The organism is Klebsiella sp. JN_Kp127 (genome assembly GCF_040062505.1).
Taxonomy (GTDB): domain Bacteria; phylum Pseudomonadota; class Gammaproteobacteria; order Enterobacterales; family Enterobacteriaceae; genus Klebsiella; species Klebsiella quasipneumoniae.
The window spans coordinates 376,432-397,145 of the sequence record NZ_JBEAHS010000053.1 but is presented as its reverse complement, the minus strand read 5'-3'; the positions used below and the strand labels follow the sequence as shown (position 1 = coordinate 397,145).

The 20,714-nt window shown below is 54.4% G+C and carries 22 protein-coding genes and 3 pseudogenes; 10 read left to right on the top strand and 15 right to left on the bottom strand.

Going from position 1 to position 20,714, the window contains the following annotated elements:
* Window positions 1-198: 198 nt before the first annotated feature.
* From ABLV04_RS24085 to ABLV04_RS24070, 4 genes are all read right to left on the bottom strand, one after another.
* On the bottom strand, window positions 199-1,320 hold the full coding sequence (locus ABLV04_RS24085; RefSeq protein ID WP_004206634.1) for a cupin domain-containing protein: 1,122 nt from the start codon (window positions 1,318-1,320) through the stop codon (window positions 199-201).
* Window positions 1,321-1,405: 85 nt separating this feature from the next.
* On the bottom strand, window positions 1,406-2,872 hold the full coding sequence (gene phoQ, locus ABLV04_RS24080; protein ID WP_004206635.1) for a two-component system sensor histidine kinase PhoQ: 1,467 nt from the start codon (window positions 2,870-2,872) through the stop codon (window positions 1,406-1,408).
* Window positions 2,872-3,543: a two-component system response regulator PhoP gene (gene phoP, locus ABLV04_RS24075; protein ID WP_004206636.1), complete on the bottom strand. Its 672-nt coding sequence runs from the start codon at window positions 3,541-3,543 to the stop codon at window positions 2,872-2,874. The genes phoQ and phoP overlap by 1 nt, the downstream gene beginning before the upstream one ends.
* Window positions 3,544-3,584: 41 nt before the next feature.
* Entirely contained in the window at window positions 3,585-3,803 is a 219-nt protein-coding gene (locus ABLV04_RS24070) for a hypothetical protein (protein WP_131729221.1), read from the bottom strand.
* 21 nt (window positions 3,804-3,824) lie between these two features.
* Here ABLV04_RS24070 and ABLV04_RS24065 point away from each other — a divergent pair, with 21 nt between their 5' ends.
* Together ABLV04_RS24065 and ABLV04_RS24060 are read left to right on the top strand one after the other, a co-directional pair.
* A complete protein-coding gene (locus tag ABLV04_RS24065; RefSeq protein ID WP_023289162.1) occupies window positions 3,825-4,631 on the top strand; it encodes an AraC family transcriptional regulator in 807 nt (268 codons plus the stop codon).
* 83 nt (window positions 4,632-4,714) lie between these two features.
* A complete protein-coding gene (locus tag ABLV04_RS24060; RefSeq protein ID WP_032452456.1) occupies window positions 4,715-5,077 on the top strand; it encodes a cupin domain-containing protein in 363 nt (120 codons plus the stop codon).
* A 54-nt stretch (window positions 5,078-5,131) separates the two neighbouring features.
* On the opposite strand, the gene purB is transcribed toward ABLV04_RS24060, so the two are convergent.
* From purB to rluE, 5 genes are read right to left on the bottom strand one after another with little or no spacing between them, the layout of a single operon-like run.
* A complete protein-coding gene (gene purB, locus ABLV04_RS24055) occupies window positions 5,132-6,502 on the bottom strand; it encodes an adenylosuccinate lyase (RefSeq protein ID WP_004176557.1) in 1,371 nt (456 codons plus the stop codon).
* Between the two features lie 3 nt (window positions 6,503-6,505).
* The gene (hflD, locus tag ABLV04_RS24050) at window positions 6,506-7,147 is read right to left on the bottom strand and encodes a high frequency lysogenization protein HflD (RefSeq protein ID WP_004140557.1); all 642 of its coding nucleotides are present in this window, start codon (window positions 7,145-7,147) and stop codon (window positions 6,506-6,508) included.
* Between the two features lie 54 nt (window positions 7,148-7,201).
* Window positions 7,202-8,308 (bottom strand): tRNA 2-thiouridine(34) synthase MnmA, encoded by a 1,107-nt coding sequence (gene mnmA / locus ABLV04_RS24045; RefSeq protein WP_012542211.1) that lies wholly within the window; start codon window positions 8,306-8,308, stop codon window positions 7,202-7,204.
* A gap of 56 nt (window positions 8,309-8,364) precedes the next feature.
* Window positions 8,365-8,823, bottom strand: a complete 459-nt coding sequence (locus tag ABLV04_RS24040; RefSeq protein WP_004150802.1) for an NUDIX hydrolase — start codon at window positions 8,821-8,823, stop codon at window positions 8,365-8,367.
* Between the two features lie 16 nt (window positions 8,824-8,839).
* On the bottom strand, window positions 8,840-9,490 hold the full coding sequence (gene rluE / locus ABLV04_RS24035; protein WP_032452457.1) for a 23S rRNA pseudouridine(2457) synthase RluE: 651 nt from the start codon (window positions 9,488-9,490) through the stop codon (window positions 8,840-8,842).
* A 240-nt stretch (window positions 9,491-9,730) separates the two neighbouring features.
* Between rluE and icd the strand changes: the two genes are divergently transcribed.
* The gene (gene icd, locus ABLV04_RS24030) at window positions 9,731-10,981 is read left to right on the top strand and encodes an NADP-dependent isocitrate dehydrogenase (RefSeq protein WP_023289166.1); all 1,251 of its coding nucleotides are present in this window, start codon (window positions 9,731-9,733) and stop codon (window positions 10,979-10,981) included.
* 101 nt (window positions 10,982-11,082) lie between these two features.
* On the opposite strand, the pseudogene ABLV04_RS24025 reads toward icd, so the two are convergent.
* A pseudogene (locus ABLV04_RS24025) lies at window positions 11,083-11,793 on the bottom strand (tyrosine-type recombinase/integrase); the annotation flags it as partial.
* A gap of 299 nt (window positions 11,794-12,092) precedes the next feature.
* Here ABLV04_RS24025 and ABLV04_RS24020 point away from each other — a divergent pair.
* The 3 genes from ABLV04_RS24020 to ABLV04_RS24010 all read left to right on the top strand — a co-directional run bounded on the left by ABLV04_RS24020 (window position 12,093) and on the right by ABLV04_RS24010 (window position 14,837).
* The gene (locus ABLV04_RS24020) at window positions 12,093-12,512 is read left to right on the top strand and encodes a translesion error-prone DNA polymerase V autoproteolytic subunit (protein WP_023289199.1); all 420 of its coding nucleotides are present in this window, start codon (window positions 12,093-12,095) and stop codon (window positions 12,510-12,512) included.
* A 1-nt stretch (window position 12,513) separates the two neighbouring features.
* Window positions 12,514-13,779 carry a Y-family DNA polymerase gene (locus tag ABLV04_RS24015; protein WP_147733743.1) on the top strand — a complete coding sequence of 422 codons (1,266 nt, stop codon included), beginning with the start codon at window positions 12,514-12,516 and terminating at the stop codon, window positions 13,777-13,779.
* Between the two features lie 143 nt (window positions 13,780-13,922).
* Entirely contained in the window at window positions 13,923-14,837 is a 915-nt protein-coding gene (locus tag ABLV04_RS24010; RefSeq protein WP_147733744.1) for a hypothetical protein, read from the top strand.
* 38 nt (window positions 14,838-14,875) lie between these two features.
* On the opposite strand, the pseudogene ABLV04_RS24005 reads toward ABLV04_RS24010, so the two are convergent.
* Window positions 14,876-15,544 (bottom strand): annotated as a pseudogene (locus ABLV04_RS24005) (SOS response-associated peptidase).
* 412 nt (window positions 15,545-15,956) lie between these two features.
* On the opposite strand from ABLV04_RS24005, the gene ABLV04_RS24000 reads away from it, so the two are divergent.
* A complete protein-coding gene (locus tag ABLV04_RS24000; protein WP_074186659.1) occupies window positions 15,957-16,274 on the top strand; it encodes a hypothetical protein in 318 nt (105 codons plus the stop codon).
* Between the two features lie 307 nt (window positions 16,275-16,581).
* Window positions 16,582-16,749 (top strand): annotated as a pseudogene (locus ABLV04_RS23995) (isocitrate/isopropylmalate family dehydrogenase); the annotation flags it as partial.
* A 273-nt stretch (window positions 16,750-17,022) separates the two neighbouring features.
* Here the strand turns inward: ABLV04_RS23995 and ABLV04_RS23990 are convergent.
* The 4 genes from ABLV04_RS23990 to ABLV04_RS23975 all read right to left on the bottom strand — a co-directional run bounded on the left by ABLV04_RS23990 (window position 17,023) and on the right by ABLV04_RS23975 (window position 19,051).
* Window positions 17,023-17,736 carry a winged helix-turn-helix domain-containing protein gene (locus ABLV04_RS23990; protein ID WP_147733745.1) on the bottom strand — a complete coding sequence of 238 codons (714 nt, stop codon included), beginning with the start codon at window positions 17,734-17,736 and terminating at the stop codon, window positions 17,023-17,025.
* Window positions 17,733-18,125 (bottom strand): amino acid-binding protein, encoded by a 393-nt coding sequence (locus tag ABLV04_RS23985; protein WP_017899009.1) that lies wholly within the window; start codon window positions 18,123-18,125, stop codon window positions 17,733-17,735. The genes ABLV04_RS23990 and ABLV04_RS23985 overlap by 4 nt, the downstream gene beginning before the upstream one ends.
* A complete protein-coding gene (locus ABLV04_RS23980; RefSeq protein ID WP_147733746.1) occupies window positions 18,118-18,441 on the bottom strand; it encodes an antibiotic biosynthesis monooxygenase in 324 nt (107 codons plus the stop codon). The genes ABLV04_RS23985 and ABLV04_RS23980 overlap by 8 nt, the downstream gene beginning before the upstream one ends.
* Before the next feature lie 136 nt (window positions 18,442-18,577).
* Complete coding sequence (locus tag ABLV04_RS23975; RefSeq protein ID WP_147733747.1) at window positions 18,578-19,051, bottom strand: OsmC family protein; 474 nt, start codon at window positions 19,049-19,051, stop codon at window positions 18,578-18,580.
* Between the two features lie 157 nt (window positions 19,052-19,208).
* Here ABLV04_RS23975 and ABLV04_RS23970 point away from each other — a divergent pair, with 157 nt between their 5' ends.
* Complete coding sequence (locus ABLV04_RS23970) at window positions 19,209-19,850, top strand: GntR family transcriptional regulator (protein ID WP_348816254.1); 642 nt, start codon at window positions 19,209-19,211, stop codon at window positions 19,848-19,850.
* A gap of 290 nt (window positions 19,851-20,140) precedes the next feature.
* Window positions 20,141-20,686 (top strand): cysteine hydrolase family protein, encoded by a 546-nt coding sequence (locus tag ABLV04_RS23965; RefSeq protein ID WP_023289210.1) that lies wholly within the window; start codon window positions 20,141-20,143, stop codon window positions 20,684-20,686.
* Window positions 20,687-20,714 lie beyond the last annotated feature (28 nt).

The window sequence follows — 20,714 nt, the reverse complement described above, 5'->3', positions numbered from 1 at the left end:
GAACCCGTAGGCCCGGCAAGCGCAGCGCCGCCGGGCGGTCAACAGCAGAGCGGGTGCCTGTCTTCGTGCCGGATGGCGGCTAACGCCTTATCCGGCCTACGGCCCAACCGGTGACTGCTGACCCCGTAGGCCCGGCAAGCGCAGCGCCGCCGGGCGGTCAACAGCAGAGCGGGTGCCTGTCTTCGTGCCGGATGGCACTCAGTCGCCAAAGAACCAGTAGCCGCTGTTGACCAGCGCCGCCAGCATGGCGAGGAAAGAGGGATCTTCCAGCGCATCGCCAAAATGGTCTGCGCGCAGCGTCAGGTGGGTGGCTAAGGCGTCCAGCGCCGGGCGGTGCGGAGAGTTGATCTTCTCGCCATTGACGAACACCTCGCCGTCAATGCGCAGCACCCGCAGGCCGCCCAAGCGTTCCAGGGTATCGCCCTGCTGCAGGGCATCGTAAATTTCATCGGGCTGATACGGCGGCTCCGGCGGCGCGACGTCGAGCTCATGACGCGACTGAGTGATAAACTCGCCGAACCACTGCTTAAAGTGCTCCGGTTGGTTAATCAGCCCCAGCATCATCTCGCGCAGGCGGTCGAGTTCGGCCGGTAAAATATCCGCCGGATGGTCGCGGGAGGGCACGTCCGGATCGGCGTAGCGCTGGCTGCCCAGTTCGCGCTGGAGAACGTAGTCGGCAAAGCCGCTGAACAGCTCGCGGGCATTCGGCGCGCGATAGCCGACCGAATAGTTCAGCGAATTTTCCAGCGAATATCCCTCATGCGGGAATCCTGGCGGAATATAGAGAATATCGCCCGGCTCCATCTCTTCATCGATGATCGCCTCGAAGGGGTCAACCTGCAGCAGGTCCGGATGCGGGCAGTGCTGTTTCATCGGCACTTTTTCCCCGACGCGCCAGCGCCGACGGCCAGTGCCCTGGATGATAAACACATCATACTGATCCAGATGCGGGCCGACGCCGCCGCCCGGTACAGAGAAGGAGATCATCAGGTCGTCGATACGCCAGTCCGGCAGGGCGCGGAACGGGTGCATCAGCGCCGCCGACGGCTCATGCCAGTGGTTAACCGCCTGTACCAGCAGGGACCAGTTGTTTTCGCTCAGGTGATCGTAGCTTTCGAAGGGACCGTGACTGACCTGCCATTTTCCATCCTGATGGCTGACAAGGCGGCTATCGACCTCGCTCTCCATGGCCAGTCCAGCCAGTTCGTCCGGGCTCAGCGGGTCGATAAAATTGGCGAAGCCGCGCTTCAGTACCACCGGCCGTTTTTGCCAGTAGCGTTCGATAAAGTCGGGCCAGTTAAGCGTTAATTGATAATCCATATTGATATTCCACTGCAGGTGTCTGACAGGGATTATAACGGATGCGGCGCCCCGGCGATGCAGGCGCCGTGAAAAAACTCAACGATTAACTCTCTTTATCTTCCATCAGCTGGCGGCCAAACACCACCTCCATGCAGGCGCCGCCGAGCAGGCTCTCGCCGGCGATGATCTCCCCGTCATATTGTTCGACGATTTCCCGGGCGACGGAGAGCCCCACCCCCTGTCCGGGACGCAGAGTATCCGCCCGCTGACCGCGGTCGAAGACAGCGCGGCGCTGGCTCGGCGGGATCCCCGGCCCATCGTCTTCCACCAGAATGTGCAGATGGCTGTCGGTGGTCTGGCGCACGGAAACCTCCACGAACTCCAGACAGTACTTACAGGCGTTATCGAGAACGTTACCCATCACTTCCATAAAATCGTTCTGCTCGCCGACAAAACTGATCTCCGGCGAGATGTCGAGCGAGATATTGACCCCCTTGCGCTGATAAACCTTATTGAGGGCGGAGGTCAGGCTGTCGAGCAGGGGGGCGATCGGGTGCAGCTCCCGGCTCAGCAAGGTGCCGCCGCTGCGCATGCTGGCGCGATGCAGATAGTAACCAATCTGCTGCGAAATACGGCTGATCTGCTCCAGCATCACCGGCTCCGCCTCGTCGACGCTGATCTTCTCGCCGCGCAGCGAGCGCAACGTGCTCTGCATCACCGCCAGCGGCGTTTTCAGGCTGTGGGTGAGATCGGTGAGGGTGGTGCGGTATTTGTCATAGCGTTCACGCTCGCTGCGAACCAGCCGGTTAAGGTTGCTGACCAGCCGGGTCAGCTCGCGGGTGGTGTTGGGATTGAGCTTCTCGCGGTGATGTTCCTCCAGTTCGCGCACCTCTTTGGCCAGCGACTCGATGGGGCGCAGGCTCCACCAGGCGGCGACCCACAGGAGGGGGATCACCAGCAACAGGTTGGCGGCCAGCACGTAGATAAACCAGCTCCACACCATATAGCTGCGCTTAAGCTCCACCGGGATCGTGTCGACCACCACGATACTGAGCTGGGGCATTTTGCTGGTGGCCGGGTAGAAGTTGATCGCCACCGAGTGGGTCATCTCCGAATCGTCGCCCTGTTCGCGGATGGCGTCCAGCTGTTCCTGAACCTCATGGTTATTGCGCAACAGCATACTGCTGCTGTCGACATCGGCTTCAATTTCATGGAAGCCATTGCGTTTCAGCCAATCCGGTTGAATGCGTTTTGTCAGCCAGGGAACATCGCGCTGCGCCCACAGCAGTTTGCCCTTCTCATCGTAAATAAGGGTCACCGTCGGGCTTTCCATATTCAGATTTTCCGGGATATCGACGTCAATGGCGCCGTTCTCCCATTTGGCCAGCATATAAAAGAGATTGCTCTCGCCGCGCAGCAGACGGAAGGTGGTTTTATCGAAGCTGACGCTGTAGCCCACCAGCGCCACCATGCCATAAGCCAGGGAGAGCACCAGCACCACCCCGGCGGTCGCCAGCAGGAAGCGAACCCGTAACGACAGCGGGAAAATATGCCGTAACAGTCCCTTCATCAGCGCAGTTCGAACAGATAGCCCTGGCCGCGCACCGTAGTGATGACGTCCTGCGGGTATTCAGCCTGAATTTTCTTACGCAGCCGGCCCATCAGCACGTCGATGGTATGGCTTTCACGCAGTTCGGCATCCGGGTAAAGCTGGAGCATCAGCGAATCCTTACTGACCACTTTGCCGCGATTGCGGATCAGGGTTTCCATAATGGTGTACTCAAAAGCCGTCAGCTTGATCGGCTGGTCGTTCACCGACAGCTCGCGCCGCGAGAGGTCGACCTGGAACGGCGGCAGAGAGATCACCTGCGAGGCCAGGCCGCTGTTGCGGCGCAGCAGCGCCTGCATGCGGGCGGCAACCTCTTCAATATGGAAAGGCTTGGTGACGTAATCATCCGCCCCGGCGCTCAGCACTTCGACTTTATCCTGCCAACCTTCGCGGGCGGTAAGCACCAGCACCGGCAGTGACACGTCGTGGCTGCGCCAGCGGCGGATCAACGATAATCCATCTTCGTCCGGCAGACCGAGATCGACGATGGCGATATCCGGGAGATGTTCGCCCAGATAGTAATCCGCTTCCTTGGCATCCTCTGCGGCATCGACCTGATGGCCCAGCTCCTGTAGCTGAACTTTGAGGTGGTGACGCAGCAGGGCATTATCCTCAACCACGAGTACGCGCATGGCTGTTCTCCCTTGCAATTTCGAAAGTAGTCTGACGCTTATTATATACGCAAAATATAAACAGCTGTTAAATAAAGCTTTTTATACAAACGGCGTGCAGCATCGCCGGGCAGGTCGGCGTTGGGCGGCGCCTTTTGCGCACGGGCATGGAACTCCTTCATTCTATGCGTATTTTCAGCAAACGCCCAGCGGCAGGGCGCGGGCAGCGGCGGGTTGGTGATGTTAATTTTTTGTGTAATAGTGCTGGAATTATCCCTCAATGACGCCGCAGGTTATCCATTATGTCTCAGCAGCAGAGCGCGGACTGGGTCAGGCTGGCGCAGTCGCCCAGTCGGACGGAGCGCATCGAAGCCTTCTTCGGCGGCCACGGCTATGAGCCGCACCGGCATGACACCTACGCCATCGGCCAGACGATCGCCGGCGTGCAGAGCTTTCACTATCGCGGCGGGCTACAGCACAGTCTGCCCGGCGGGACGATGGTCCTTCACCCGGACGAAATACACGATGGCGAGGCGGGCACCGAGGCGGGGTTTCACTACCGCATGGCCTATATCGAACCCGCGCTGATCCAGAAGATACTCGGCGGCAGGCCATTGCCGTTTATCCCCGGCGGCTTGTCGGCGGATCCACGGCTACGTCGCGCCGCGCAACCGTTGTTGAAAGCGGTCACGGCTACCTTCGAGCCGCTGGAGGAAGAGGACGCCCTGTACGACCTGGCGCAGACCCTGGCCGTGGTCGGCGGGCAGCGTTCCCGTCGCCAGGCGTTTGATTATCAGGCGGCGGAGAGGGCCCGGGAGTATATCCATGCCTGTTTTATGCAGGATATGACCCTCGACATCCTGTCGCAGGTCAGCGGCCGGGACCGCTGGAGCCTGAGCCGCGATTTCAGAACGCTGTATGGCACCAGTCCGTGGCGATACGTCATGATGCGCCGGCTTGATTTTTGTCGCCAGCGGATGCGCGCCGGGGAGCGTCTGGTGGATATTGCCGCCGAGGCGGGCTTTGCCGACCAGAGCCACATGACGCGCCAGTTTATCAGCCGCTTTGGCCTCTCTCCGGGGCGCTGGCTGCGGGCGATCCGCGGCTAAGGCGGCGCAGGTTGCACAATCGTTCAAGCGTGACCGCGGCGCGGCGAACTATGCTGACTGCCTTTATCACAAGGAGACAGCCTATGTATCAACTCGTTAATCTTGCTCATAAATTTTCCCTGTTCAGCGAACAATGGCAGCCCAAAGTGGTGGCCGAAATGAACGACTATCAGTTCAAGATCGTGCGCATCGCCGGCGACTTTATCTGGCACAGCCATCCGGAAACCGATGAGACGCTGATGGTGGTGGAGGGGGTATTGCGCGTGGACTTCCGCGACGGACATGTGCTGGTGAAGGCCGGGGAGATGATCGTCGTGCCGCGCGGGGTGGAACATAAGACCTCGGCGGAGATGGAAGCGAAGCTGCTGCTGATTGAACCGCGCGGGGTGCTGAATACCGGCCACGAGGGCGGCGAGCGGACGGCGGTGAACGACGTCTGGATCTGATCGCCTTCCGGCGATAAAACGCCCCTCTTTCCGGCGGAAAGAGGGGCAGGGCGATTACTTCAGCTCGTCAACCATGGTGGTTGCCCGACCGATATAGTTGGCCGGGGTCATCGCTTTGAGACGCACTTTTTCCTCTTCCGGCAGGGCGAGGCTGTCAATAAACTGCTTCATCCCTTCCGCGTCAACGCGTTTGCCGCGGGTCAGCTCTTTCAGCTTCTCGTACGGTTTTTCGATACCGTAACGACGCATCACGGTCTGGATCGGCTCAGCCAGTACTTCCCAGTTGTGATCCAGTTCGTCCAGCAGGCGATCCTGGTTCAGCTCCAGCTTGCTGATCCCTTTGAGGGTGGACTGATAGGCGATCAGCGCATAGCCGATGCCCACGCCGAGGTTACGCAGGACGGTGGAGTCGGTCAGGTCGCGCTGCCAGCGGGAAACCGGCAGTTTGCTGGCCAGGTGCTGCATGACCGCATTGGCCAGGCCGAGGTTGCCTTCGGAGTTTTCGAAGTCAATCGGGTTCACCTTGTGCGGCATGGTGGAGGAGCCGATTTCCCCGGCGATGGTCTTCTGTTTGAAGTGGTTGAGCGCGATGTAGCCCCACACGTCGCGATCGAAGTCGATCAGAATGGTGTTGAAGCGCGCGATGCAGTCAAACAGCTCAGCGATATAGTCATGCGGCTCGATCTGCGTGGTGTACGGGTTCCACTGAATGCCCAGCGAAGTGACAAACTCTTCGCTGAACTGATGCCAGTCGACTTCCGGGTAGGCGGCGATGTGGGCGTTGTAGTTACCCACCGCGCCGTTGATTTTTCCGAGGATTTCCACCTGGTTTAGCTGACGGTACTGGCGCTCCATACGGTAGGCGACGTTCGCCATCTCTTTACCCATGGTGGACGGCGTCGCCGGCTGGCCGTGGGTACGGGAGAGCAGCGGTACATCGCGGTACTGGGTCGCCAGATCTTTTACCGCGTCAATCAGCTTGCGCCAGTAAGGCAGAACCACTTCGTCGCGGGCGGTTTTCAGCATCAGCGCGTGGGAGAGGTTATTGATGTCTTCGGACGTACAGGCGAAGTGAATAAACTCCGACACGGCGTGCAGTTCGGCGACGTCAGCGACTTTCTCTTTCAGAAAGTACTCTACCGCTTTCACGTCGTGGTTAGTGGTGCGCTCGATGGTTTTGATGCGCTCGGCGTCTTCGACGCTGAAATCGGCGACGATTTTGTCAAGGAAACCGTTTGCGTCGGCAGCAAAAGCAGGAACTTCCTTGATCGCTGCGTGGGCGGCCAGTTTTTGCAGCCAACGTACTTCCACCTGAACGCGGAATTTCAGCAAACCGAATTCGCTGAAGATACCGCGCAGCGCGCTGACTTTATCGCCGTAGCGGCCGTCTACAGGGGAAACGGCGGTCAGTGAGGATAATTCCATAGATCACAACTCCGGGGTTAAATGAGCAAGAATTTGCTTTGCCTGGTTAACCAGACGATTACGGGAAAACATAAGCTGCAGACGTCCGCCGCCCACCTGATGCCAGAGCACCGCGGCGCGAATCCCCGCCAGCAGCGCTGAGCGAACTTTCGCCTGCACCTGCGGGCTTTGCAGCACGGCAGGGGAGCCGGTCACCTGAATACGCGGGCCCAGCGGGCTTATCACATCGACATAGATGCCCGCCATGGCGCTGAGCAGCGTTTCGGACTGCAGGTCAAAGTGCTCCAGCTGACGGTGCAGGCCGGCGATGCGGTTGCCGAGCGTGTCCATCGCCCCTTTACTGGCGGCGAGCTTGCGCTCCAGCACCATCAGGCTCAGGGTATAGCGGGTGAGTTCCGCATTGAGGCCCTGACGGCTGCTGGTATTGAGCACCCCGAGCAGCGTTTCAAGGCCGAGGCGAAGATTGGCTTCACTGCCACCGAACACCGCCAGCGTCGACTCGGGATCGAGGTCGATGATGCTGTTCAGCGACACATGCAGGGCATCGCTGTCGCAATGTCCCTGATGCGCCAGTTGCTGAACCAGTCGCGCCGCCTGGCAAACGCCAGCCAGCGCCAGGGTGATGTCATAGTAATTCTTCGCCACACATACTCCTTGTCAGCCGCCGGGGCGGTTCGTCCCGGCGGAAATAACGCGCGTTCAGGACTGCAGAGGCAGTCGTTGTTCAATAATTCCGCCGCCGAGGCACACTTCACCCAAATAGAACACGGCGGACTGGCCCGGGGTCACCGCCGCGACCGGCTCATCGAAGCGGACTTCGATACGGTCTTCATCCAGCGCGGTAACGGTGCAGGGGATATCGGTCTGGCGATAGCGGGTTTTCACCGTGCAGCGCAGGGTGCCCTGCAGCGGTTCACGGTCAACCCAGTGCAGCTGTTGGGCAATCAGGCCGACGGACATCAGGCGCGGGTGGTCATGGCCCTGGGCGACGATAAGAATATTATTCTCAACGTCTTTATCGACCACGTACCATGGGTCTTCGCTACCCTCTTTGGTGCCGCCGATACCCAGTCCTTTACGCTGGCCCAGGGTATGGTACATCAGCCCCTGATGGGTGCCGATCTCCTCGCCGTCGACGGTGAGGATTTTGCCCGGCTGCGCCGGCAGATAGCGGCCAAGGAAATCGCGGAATTTACGCTCGCCGATAAAGCAGATGCCGGTGGAATCTTTTTTCTTCGCGGTGATCAGATCCAGCTCTTCGGCGATCTTACGCACCTGCGGTTTTTCCAGCTCACCCACCGGGAACAGGCTCTGGGCAATCTGCTCGTGGCTGAGGGTATAAAGGAAGTAGCTCTGATCTTTGTTGCCGTCGAGACCGCGCAGCAGCTGGCTTTTACCGTCGACATCGGCGCGGCGCACATAGTGCCCGGTGGCGATGTAGTCGGCGCCGAGGTCTTCAGCGGCAAACTCGAGGAAGGCTTTAAATTTGATCTCTTTATTGCACAGAATATCCGGGTTCGGCGTGCGGCCGGCTTTGTACTCTTCCAGGAAGAGCTCAAAGACGTTATCCCAATATTCGGCGGCAAAGTTAACGGTGTGCAGTTCAATGCCCAGCTTATCGCAGACCGCTTGCGCATCGGCAAGGTCGGCGGCGGCGGTGCAGTATTCCTCGCCGTCGTCTTCCTCCCAGTTCTTCATGAACAGGCCTTCCACCTTATACCCTTGCTGCAGCAGCAGGTACGCGGAGACCGAGGAGTCGACGCCGCCGGACATGCCGACGATCACTTTTTTCTGGCTTTCTGACATGGAAATACTCGCTACATTGAACTTCGAGGCGGCGTATTCTAGCACGCGCTCACCGTTCATTCACCCCCTGTGAACGGCCAGTTAAATGCGCCAATCAGCGACAGCGGCTGGCGCGGGTCCTGCAGGTAGCAGCGAATGCTTTCGGCAACCAGCGGCGAGCGCAGGTTTGGCGCGTTAAGAATTTCCTCAGCACTGAGCCACAGGCAGCGATCGATATCGCTGTCGTGCGGTTCAGTGGCGCACAGATCGCTAAGTTCGATGGCGAACAGGAAGCGCAGAAACGGGGTGTTATCGGGCGCCAGCCACTGATGCATGCGGATGAAGTGCTGCGGCGTGGCGCGAATGCCGGTCTCTTCCCACAGTTCACGTTCGGCGGCCTGCAGCAGCGTTTCATTGGCCTCGAGATGGCCCGCCGGCTGGTTCCACAATGCTTTGCCGTTAATGGTCTCTTCGACGATGAGAAATTTATCCTGGGCGTGAACCACGCAGGCAACAGTGACATGAGGTTTAAACATCGCTTTTCCTTTTCGGTTATTCGGCTTTGCGCCAGTCGCCGTTGGCCAGCCCGTCGAGGGTGTAGCCGCCCATAGCGTAGCGGATCAGCCGCAGGGTAGGGAAGCCGACGTGGGCGGTCATCCGGCGCACCTGACGGTTGCGTCCCTCGTAGAGCGTGATCTTCAGCCAGCGGGTGGGGATCGATTTGCGCTCACGAATCGGCGGGTTGCGCGGCCACAGCCAGGCGGGCTCCTCCACAAGTTCTACGCCGGCAGGCAGGGTGGGGCCATCGTTGAGGGTGACGCCGTCGCGCAAAGCGGCCAGCGCCTCGGGGGTGGGTTCGCCTTCCACCTGGACGTAGTAGATCTTGCCGGTGCGTTTACCCGGCTGGGTCAGCTTGGCCTGCAGCGCGCCATCGTTGGTCAGCACCAGCAGCCCTTCGCTGTCGCGATCGAGTCGACCTGCGGCGTAGACGCCCGCCACGGGAATAAAATCTTTCAGCGTGCTGCGCCCGGCCTCGTCGGTAAATTGCGGCAACACATCATAGGGTTTATTGAACAAGATCACAGTTTTTGGCTGGCGTTCTTTGCGTTGTCTGGTGACTTGTTGTGTGCTGAATCGCTCAACGCGATGTTTTCTAAATGAAGTTTTCTGCATGGTATTTTCAGGCTCTATCAATTGCCGCATTATAGCCTAATTACGAATGCCTTTCATGGACGCAAACATTCAGGTAGTATTGACATGCTCATTACAAATTATTAACAAAAAATTGCTCAAACCGATTCGCAACACAGGCAGGAAGGCGACACGGACGCGATAGCTCCGGTTAGCGGGAAGACCCGGTACTCCGAAGCTGGCCGACTCAGCCAACACCAGGCTCGCGTGAAGAGGGAAGAGCAGAACCAGAAGCGCTCGAAGGAGAGGTTAATGGAAAGCAAAGTAGTAGTTCCGGCGGAAGGTCAAAAAATCACCCTGCAAAACGGCAAACTGAACGTCCCTCATAATCCGATTATCCCGTTCATTGAAGGTGACGGTATCGGCGTTGACGTTACCCCAGCGATGCTGAAAGTGGTTGATGCCGCCGTTGAGAAAGCCTATAAGGGCGAGCGTAAAATTTCCTGGATGGAAGTTTACACCGGTGAGAAATCGACCCACGTCTATGGCCAGGATGTCTGGCTGCCAGCTGAAACCCTCGATCTGATTCGTGACTACCGCGTTGCTATCAAAGGTCCTCTGACTACCCCAGTCGGCGGCGGCATTCGTTCCCTGAACGTGGCGCTGCGTCAGGAGCTGGATCTCTACGTTTGCCTGCGTCCGGTACGTTACTACCAGGGCACTCCGAGCCCGGTTAAGCACCCGGAACTGACCGACATGGTTATCTTCCGTGAAAACTCCGAAGATATCTATGCTGGCATCGAGTGGAAAGCCGACTCTGCTGAAGCAGACAAAGTGATCAAATTCCTGCGCGATGAGATGGGCGTGAAGAAAATTCGCTTCCCGGAACATTGCGGCATCGGCATCAAGCCGTGCTCTGAAGAAGGCACCAAACGCCTGGTTCGTGCAGCCATTGAGTATGCGATCACCAACGATCGTGACTCTGTGACCATCGTTCACAAAGGCAACATCATGAAGTTCACCGAAGGCGCGTTCAAAGACTGGGGCTACCAGCTGGCTCGCGAAGAGTTCGGCGGCGAGCTGATCGACGGCGGCCCGTGGGTGAAAATCAAGAACCCGAACACCGGCAAAGAGATCGTGGTAAAAGACGTGATCGCCGATGCCTTCCTGCAGCAGATCCTGCTGCGTCCGGCGGAATACGACGTTATCGCCTGTATGAACCTCAACGGCGACTACATCTCTGACGCGCTGGCGGCACAGGTTGGCGGTATCGGTATCGCCCCGGGCGCCAACATCGGCGACGAGTGCGCGCTGTTCGAAGCGACTCACGGTACTGCGCCGAAGTATGCAGGCCAGGACAAAGTGAACCCGGGCTCCATCATCCTGTCCGCAGAGATGATGCTGCGCCACATGCAGTGGTTCGAAGCCGCAGACCTGATCGTCAAAGGCATGGAAGGCGCTATCGCCGCCAAGACCGTGACCTATGACTTCGAACGTCTGATGGAAGGCGCTAAGCTGCTGAAATGTTCAGAGTTTGGCGACGCGATTATCGCGAACATGTAATCCCGTTGGTGGATTAAGTAAAAGCGGGAGCCGATGAGCTCCCGTTTTTTTTGGAGTATGCGGATGCTTCCCCAAAATTCTTCCCCAAAACTGATTGAAGATCATACTGCTTTTTTACCAACAACGATCCACTCTTTGCCGCGGTCATCATTGTATCTGTCAGTCATTTTCGTTGTTTTGTGGCCTAAGAGTTTCTGAGTGTCTATCCCTTGCTCACGATACAAGCGCTCGGAAAGAGATCTCTATTCATGGAAAGTCGGCGCTGTTCTCTCTTCCCAGGTAAGACCGCTTTTATCCCGTGCTTTCTTGAACGTTGAAGTAAGTGTTTTGGCTGACACTTGGTCACCACGACTAGCCTGTGAGGTGCTATGGCGAAAATGAACAAGATATTGACTCACCGCAGCATCTCTACATTTTGAAATAACATCACTCAGAGTAATATTTAACGCTACATTTCTGAGAGAAAGGGGAATGGCTAAACGAGTTCCTGTTTTCTCCTGCTCAATATGCAGCATATCATCCCATACATCCGAAAACTTCATATTGCAAATATCCCCGAGGCGTTGCCCTGTTACAATGGCAAGCAACATTCCACATTGTAAATAAGGTTGTTGTTGTTCGGCGGATGTATAAATAGCCTCCCATTCCTCCAGAGATAGCCTTTGTCTGTTTATCTTATTTCGTGGCTGTTTCGTTGTCTGGGCAGGGTTGTATCCTGGCGGAACGTGACCAGCATGTTGAGCCTCTTTAAAAACATCTATTAGTACCATGCGTACAACTTGAGCCATCCTGTTATGACCCTCTCTGCGCATCAGTGACAGTGTAAGCATCATCGTCACGATCTGGCGCCAGGAGTCCAGCGGTTGCCCGGCCCGGACGGGAACGGTGGCCGCAGGCCCATTGACCAGCTTATCCAGGCGATCGGCGTTATCGAGCAACTGTTCGCAAAACCATCAAACAGCTAAGGCCTGAAAACACTTGAAGACTTACCTTGCTCATTACATCAATGCGTTACGTCAATGCTGTAAATTGATAGCCAGAACCTATATTGATATGTCGCCCTGTTAAAACTACTGTATATAAAAACAGTATTAATGTGAGCGAGTCTATTATGCAGTTCTACACGCCCCTTGAGTTACGTCAGATCATGCTGCTCCCGTTGTACAGCGACCTGGTGCAATGTGGTTTTCCTAGTCCAGCGCAGGATTACGTTGAGCAACGTATTGATCTGAACGAGTTGCTCGTGAACCACCCCAGTGCGACGTATTTTGTCAAAGCCGCCGGCGACAGCATGAAAGACGCCGGCATAGGGGAAGGGGATCTTCTGGTCGTGGATAGCTCAAGAACAGCAGTTCATGGCGATATCGTTATTGCTGCTGTGGATGGGGAATTCACCGTTAAGAAGCTGCAGCTGCATCCGCGGGTTCAGCTTAACCCAATGAACCCTGCATATTCGCCGATAGTCGTCGGTAGCGAGGATACTCTCGACGTGTTCGGGGTGGTTACGTACATCATTAAATCAGCTGGCTAAGATGTTTGCGCTTTGTGATGTGAATTCATTTTATGCATCGTGCGAGACTGTATTTCGTCCTGACCTGAAAGGGCGTCCGGTGGTCGTCCTGTCAAACAACGACGGCTGTGTGATCGCCCGCTCGCCAGAGGCGAAGCCCTTCGTCAAAATGGGTGAGCCTTATTTCAAGCAAAAGGACATGTTTCGCCGGCACGGTATTATCGCGTTTAGCAGCAACTATGAGCTTTATGCCGATATGTCCAACCGAGTGATGACAACGCTGGAGGAACTCTCTCCACGCTGCGAAATTTACAGTATTGATGAGGCATTTTGCGATCTTACTGGTGTTCGTAACTGTCGAGATCTTACCGATTTTGGCAGAGAAATTCGCGAGACGGTTCTGCGCAGGACACACCTCACGGTTGGCGTCGGCATAGCCCAGACTAAAACTCTGGCAAAGCTGGCCAATCATGCGGCGAAACAGTGGCACCGGCAGACCGGAGGCGTGGTGGATCTGTCTAATCTTGAAAGGCAGAGGAAGTTGATGGCTTTGCTGCCGGTGGATGAGGTTTGGGGCGTTGGGCGCCGTATCAGTAAAAAACTGGAGGCTATGGGGATTAAAACTGTGCTGCAGCTGGCGGATACTGATATCCGTTTTATCAGGAAGCATTTTAATGTTGTTCTGGAGCGAACCGTGCGGGAGCTGCGCGGAGAGCCATGTCTCGGTCTTGAGGAGTTCGCGCCGGTAAAGCAGGAAATCGTTTGCAGCCGTTCGTTTGGTGGACGTATCACGGAATATCATGATATGAGGCAGGGGATATGCAGCTACGCATCGCGCGCAGCTGAGAAACTCCGTGGCGAGCATCAGTATTGTCGGTTCATCTCAGCGTTCGTGAAAACCAGCCCCTTTGCGCTGAACGAGCCGTATTACGGGAACAATGCATCAGTAAAGCTGCTTACACCGACCCAGGACAGCCGGGACATCATCACCGCGGCGACAAAATGTCTCGATGCAATCTGGCGAGACGGGCATCGCTACCAGAAAGCAGGCGTGATGCTTGGGGATTTCTACAGCCAGGGCGTGGCACAGCTGAATCTTTTTGATGACAACGCACCGCGGCAGAACAGCGAAAAGTTAATGGAAGTCCTCGACCATCTCAATGCAAAGGATGGCAGGGGGACGCTCTATTTTGCGGGGCAGGGGATCCAGACTGCCTGGCAGATGAAGCGGGAAATGCTTTCGCCGCGCTATACTACACGGTTTAGTGATTTACTCTCTGTTAGGTAATACCTGATCAGATTTTAGTTTGCTATACGTGGATACCTATTGAATGTTTGAAATTATCGTTACTGTATATCTTGTTGTGTATATAGAATGATGCGTATGATAAGGTTATTAACTAAAACTGATCGAAAATATTAGGTGCAGAGATGACTAGGAAATTATCAAAGCTAGAAATAAATGGAATGATTAAACAAATTAATAGAATGAATCTTGATGATGCAGATTATGAGTATATAAAAACTTTATTCAGAAAAATGACTGAAGGACTCAGGTTTTTTGTTCAACGCCGGTCTGGAGCCGATTCCCTTTATCATGTTAGAAGGACAGGGGGTGAGAAAGTTACAAAGGTTGATCAGATTTTAGCTCCGCCAAACTCCATTGTTATTAATTATCAAAGGTGTAACCCTCCTGGACAAGCTCGCTTTTATGCTGCGTCAACGAGAATGGCTGCCATAAAGGAGAGTCGATGCGGAATTGGTGAGGTTATATATATTGGGCAGTGGATTAATAAGACTGAATATCCAGTAAGTGCAGCATTGTCAACAAATGAGGAATTATTTAATTTTGATTCTCAAAGCAATGAGGATGTATTTTATGCGTATATCGATGCTTTGTTTACACGTAGGATTCACGCAACATTCTCTAGTGATTACAAGTTAACCGCTGCATTGTCGGAAATACTAATGTCAGGACTACCTAAAAGCATAGATAATGAGGATGGGTTGATTGCGTTAAAATTTCCCTCTACCGTCAGTCACGGTGCTAATGTACATAATACAGTAATGCATCCTAGTTTCTTGGCAAAGAATTTTGAATTAATGCATGTCTTGGAATGTGAGGTAGTTAATGGCGATAATAACGAAATTACTGTGGTTATAAAAGATACCGCAACTAATTTTGATGATGGTAAAATAATTTGGACAGGGAGTGCTAATATTTTACCATGTCTTTTGTGTAGTGATGGGGCTAGAATGTTTTTTAATGATAATGGTCGATTAAAAATAGCAACAATAGACTTCGAACCAGATGCGGATTTTATTTTTAAGTTTTTGAATGAATGACTTTATTTATAGTAAAACACACGACTTAAATTGTTTTATTATACTGGGGCTATCAATTCTGATCCCTGATTCTTCAGGTTACCAACGGCATGAGAAACAGGGTGCCATGTAAAATGGCCAGCTGACACGGAACCGTCGGCAGCTATTTCCTCAGCCTCTTTACCTCCAACATCCTGCCTCATCCATTCCCGCGCGGCTTCGGGCGCCAAGATCAGCGGCCGGCGGTCGTGAATATCGACGAGACCCTGATCGGCTGCAGCGGTGACAATCAAAAATCCCTCAGATTCATCCCCGCGCTCGAAAGGCACGCTGCCGATCGCTGCCATGAAAATTGGCAGGCCATCAGCATGATGAATGAAATAGGGCTGCTTCTTGTCTCCTTCTCGCTTCCATTCAAACCATCCATCGGCAAAGCAGATCGCTCGACCGTGCTGCCACAGGGATTTAAACATCCTGCTGTTGGCAGCGGTCTCAACCCTGGCATTAATCAAGGGCGGTTTATCCCACCACCCTGGCGCATAACCCCAGTGAACCGGGATGAGGTGCAACTGCTAGTCGCGTTCGCTCAGGAGTAAAACTTTAGTCCCTGGCGCCACATTGTACCGGCCGATTGGTTCTGGATCATAGACGATGTCACGCTCAGCTTCTTCGGCAAGGTAAGCCAGATATTCTTCGCGTGTCTGTGATTGGGCAAATCGTCCGCACATGGTTACCTCCAGTAGTCATACTGAAAGTATAGAAGAAAGAAAATTGAGCATTTATTAGGGAGGAAAATAGCCCCGGAGTAGTTGTTATTGATAAGATTTCACCCCCGTTTCACCCCACTAACTCCCCGCATAAAAGCAGGCATAAAAAAACCAGCCTTAAAAGGCTGGTTTCTCCGGGTTTTTGGGTCGGTACGAGAGGATTTGAACCTCCGCCCCCGACACCTCAGAACGGCTTATAAGTGTTGCCTTGGTAATAAGGTAATAACTTTGGGTAACTACTTTATAGTGAATGAGGTTGTGTATGAATGAAGCGTGATGAATTATTTTATATTGATGCAGATCACAACTTTACAAATTTATTCGATTTACATTAAGTTACATTCTCTAGGCTATTCCTTAGGTTTTAATAAAAATGAAAATTAAGTTATTGATGATAGCGACTGTTTCTTTAGTTGTGCTCAGCGGTTGTACAAATGACCCCAATAGCATGTGGAACAGTCGTTATGCTTTTAAATCAGTTGGTCAGGTAATGGCGATGTGCGATAGCGGTGATAAGGCGGCTTGTTACGCTGCCGCTGATATGCAAGGTCTTACGAATGGATTGAATGCGGCTAATCAGCAAATGCAGCAGCAACAAGCAGTGCAACAGCAGCAGCAACCAGCAGTACCGACTATGACTACGACAACCTGCAACCCTATGGGTAATGGTGTTGTTTGTAACACCTATTGATTTATACTCAGTTCAATAATATCAATGCCGCCCCATAGAAATGTTCCTGTGGGGTTCTTCGGTTTTGGTTCTCCTCAAATAAATTCCCTTTTACAGTGTCCTGCTCTTCACAGTGTTGATGGCTGAAAAGCTCGATTGATTTTTCCTGCTCGAAGCATAGGCTGATAGCGAAGCAAAAATCATTCCCCAAAACTAAAATTAACTATTTGTAAAACAAAGGGATACTAGCGGATGGTTCGGTATCGATTTTAGAGTGTATGGGCTTATATTTCCAATGAATTCAATATAGTAGATATTTTTGGCTAATGTATTGCTGCGCCACATGCAGTGGTTCGAAGCCGCAGACCTGATCGTCAAAGGCATGGAAGGCGCTATCGCCGCCAAGACCGTGACCTATGACTTCGAACGTCTGATGGAAGGCGCTAAACTGCTGAAATGTTCAGAGTTTGGCGACGCGATCATCGCGAACATGTAATCCCGTTGGTGGATTAAGTAAAAGCGGGAGCCGATGGGCTCCCGTTTTTTTATCGCATGCAGGCTATTATTTTGCCGGGCGCTCGCTGCGCGGTGCCATCGCCGATTTCCCGCAACACAATGTCCATCAAAGCCATGCACCTCGTGACAGGGATAGCTCAGTTTACCGCGAGATCGCGAGTGGGAATGGATTGAACGCCAGGGGCCTTACTGATGGCCCGACCGGCTTAAACAGGCTCCGTTCGGCGAAAATGTGATATAGCCTAAACTCAGGCTATCCGTTCACCTTCAGATTAAACAGCCGGGACAGCGCTGCTTTGCCGCTATCCGTCACTTGTACTTCCCGATATCCCGGCGTGCGGGTGATCCATCCTTTCTGCTCAAACAGCGCCATCAGCGCCGATCCGGCGTCGCCTCCCAGATGAAAACGTCTTTCGCTCCAGTCAAGACAGGGGCAGCAAGGCTTACGTCGCGGTCGAGCGTTAAGTACTGCGCCCAGGCTTTCAAGCTGGGTTTTACCGGCTGACGTCAGGGACTGCCCATCGGCCGTCAGCCATTTTTCCTGCAGCATAGACTCATAAATATTCACCGCCAGTTCGCCCGCCAGATGGTCGTAGCAGGTGCGGGCGTAGCGAAGCGTAACCGGCGTGCTGGTGGCCAGCGCCTTATGCGCCTGCATTGAGACGCCCATCAGGTTTTCCAGCAGCCCGGCGATATGCGGGCCCGCCAGGCGGTAATAGCGGTGGCGCCCCTGCGCGAGACACACCACCAGCCCGTTGCTGAGCAGCCGGGCAAGATGTCCGCTGGTGGTGGAGGCGGAGACCTCGGCGACCGTGCTGAGCTCGGTCGCCGTCCATGCGCGCCCGTCCATCAGCGCGCAGAGAATACTGACCCTTGACGGGTCAGAGAGGGCTGAGGCCACCATCGCCATCGCGGTTTCCAGCGCCGCCTCTGGCTCACTGTCTTGCTGCGTTTTCAGGAGATTCATTCAGAAAGTATGGCCCATTTTTTGGTCACTTCCGCTGCCCGGGTGTCATCATCGGTAAGGAGAATGAGCCGGTTACGGTGGTCGCTGTACTGTACCAGAATATTAATACCGTTGCGGGCCAGGGTGTCGGCAATGTCACCCAGCTCCCCGGGTCGTTCCTGGGGTAACTTGCGTATCAGAGGACGGCATACATCGCTGACCGTAAATCCGGCCTCGGTCAGCACCCTGCGGGCTGTCTCACCGTCTTCCACCAGAAAATGCGCATGTCCGGCATCAGGCGTGGTGAATACCCCACCACCTTCGAGACCCACACCGTTGTTGCCCAGCGCTATACCCATTGCGCCAAGCGAGCCCGGCGTGTTGCTGAGAATGACGTGAATATCATACATCTGGCTGTGCTCCCCGATCCGATGAGTAATCCCGGAACACGCGGGCAACGCGTATTCTGTAATATGAAAAAATCGATGCTTTGCCTTCGCGCTGGGCAGCCAGATGCCGCTCATTTTGCTGCCAGTTGGCCACCGATGCTTCATCTTCCCACCAGGATAACGAAAGGATTTTGCCGGGTGAATTCAGGCTCTGAAAACGATCGATGGCGATAAACCCCGGCGTGTCTGAAAGCAAAGGCGTCAGCCCGGCCGCCAGCTGAAGATATCTTTCCTGTGCTTCCGGTAAGGCGTCGGCCTCAAAAAGTACCGCAATCATAAGTCTGCTCCGTGGTGAATTTCCCTGCAGTCTAATGACGGCCAGAGCAGGATGCTTCGGTGTGCAGCGAAGTGTGGCTGAGGTTGGATACCCCAGCCACATTTCCTGAGCGCCGGATGACCGCGCCAGAAACGAGTTACTCTGCGTTCAAGATAATAAATTCAGGCTGGTAGCTGACCGGGAAATTGACCGAGCGGGCGATAAAACAGACGTGATGGATCTGCTGATGAAGGGCCGCGGCGGCGTCGAGATCGGTACCTGGTAATACGGTGATTTTCGGCCTGAGGGTAGCAGAAATAAAGCGACCCGCGCCCCCTTTTAATACTTCACCCGTTGCCACCGGCGAGTCCTGATATTCCATGACCGTAATGCCGGCATCTGAGGCCAGATGTAAGTACCACAGCATGTGACAGGCAGAGAGAGAAGAGAGCAGGAGATCTTCCGGATTCATTTTGCCGGGATCGCCGCCCAGTAATGGATCATTTGAACAATGAATGGGTTCTTTTCCCTTTACCGCGATATCCCAGGTTCGGGCATAAGCCTTGTAACCCGAGGTACCCGTGCCCTGATTGCCGGTCCATGTGATGTGACTGGTATAAGCGTGTTCCATTGGTTTGCCTTTCTCTATAGAGGGATGAGTTTCTTCACTGCGGTATCGTCCAGGTGCATTGCCTGAACGAAGCTGCAGGTAGAATCGCAAGGTTGTCATGACGTTGGCTAGAATGGCATAATGGTATACCATTTATGAATGATGTAAAGAGAGCCAAATGAACGCTGCTACCCGTTCGACCGCCGACATCCTTGCCAGTGAGTTAAAAATCTTAATCAACAAGGGGGTATTGCGAGATGGCGACCGGCTTGTAGAGCGCGACCTGGCCTGCCAGTTTTCTGTCAGCCGTATCCCAATGAGAGAAGCGATACAGCAGCTTGAGCGCGAAGGTCTGGTTGAGATTTACAGAAATCGTGGCGCGGTGGTGAAAACGCTGACGGCCGCAGATGTCGATGAAATTTATCAGCTGCGGGCACTCCTGGAAGGTGAAGCCATTTTTCATAGCCTGAAGAATATGGACCCGGAAACGCTTGCCCGGGCAGAGCTGGTGCATCAGCTGCTGAGCAGCGCTTCTGAACCCGAGCAGCAGGGGAGGTATAACCGGGAGTTTCATGAACTGCTGCATCGGAAGTGTAACAATCAGCGCCTGTTGAAGATGATCGGTGAATTGCGCGAGCAGATTGAAAGATATGAGCTTTTTCAGAACAGACTGCTGTCGGATACGCTGAAATTCCAGGATGAGCATCAGCAGATCCTGATGGCCTGCCAGCAAAATAATCCACAGGAGGCTCGGGCATATACCGTGAAACATATTCTTTCAGCAGGCGAAACCCTTCGCGCCTATATTGTAAGCCGTTAATGGTTGCGTAAAGCGGCTGCGTTGTTCAGGCATAAATTGCAATCCGTCTCAGCTCAATGCTATAAGAAAAGAGCCGTTTTAATGGCGCTTATGTTTTATCTGTAAAGAATAAGTGAAGGTCAGATAATGATTACGTCAGTGCAGCCAACCACCACCGTCACCACCACGACCGTAACCTGCGGTGGTGTGGGCGTATCTGTGACCGGCTCCTGACAAACAGATCCTCACTCCCCGCCAATGTGGACGGGGAGCGTCTTCTCCGTTCGTGACAGACTGAATGGAGACCCATCATGATTTCATCTGAACATGCCCTGTTAATTATCGATATGCAGCAGGGGCTTTTCCGTGGCCCGGTTTCCCCGTATCAGGCCGATGCGCTTCTGGCGAACGTTTGCCTGCTGATTGAAAAAGCGAGACAGGCTGAGGTGCCAGTCTTCTTTGCCCGCCATACCGGACCTGACGACTCTCCGTTCTCCGCGCAAAGTCCATTAACCCAACTGCTGCCTGAGATGGGGGTTAACTGCGAGCGGGATATCGTTTTGATTAAAAAATACCCCTCCTGTTTCCAGCAAACTGACCTTGAGCATCAGCTCGCCCAGGCCGGCGTAAAACAGCTGGTTATTGCCGGGATGAAAACCGAATTCTGCGTGGACACGACCTGCCGAGCGGCATCGGCGCTGGGATTACGGACGGTGTTAATCTCGGATGCGCACTCAACCATGGATAACGAACGTTTATCAGCGCCTGACATCATTGGCCATCACAATGTCACCCTTGCGGGGCCCTTTGTGACGCTGTCGACCGCCGCGGAGTGGCGCTTTTCGGCAGAGAAATAAGGGTGAAGAAAGGGAGCCTGAGGGCTCC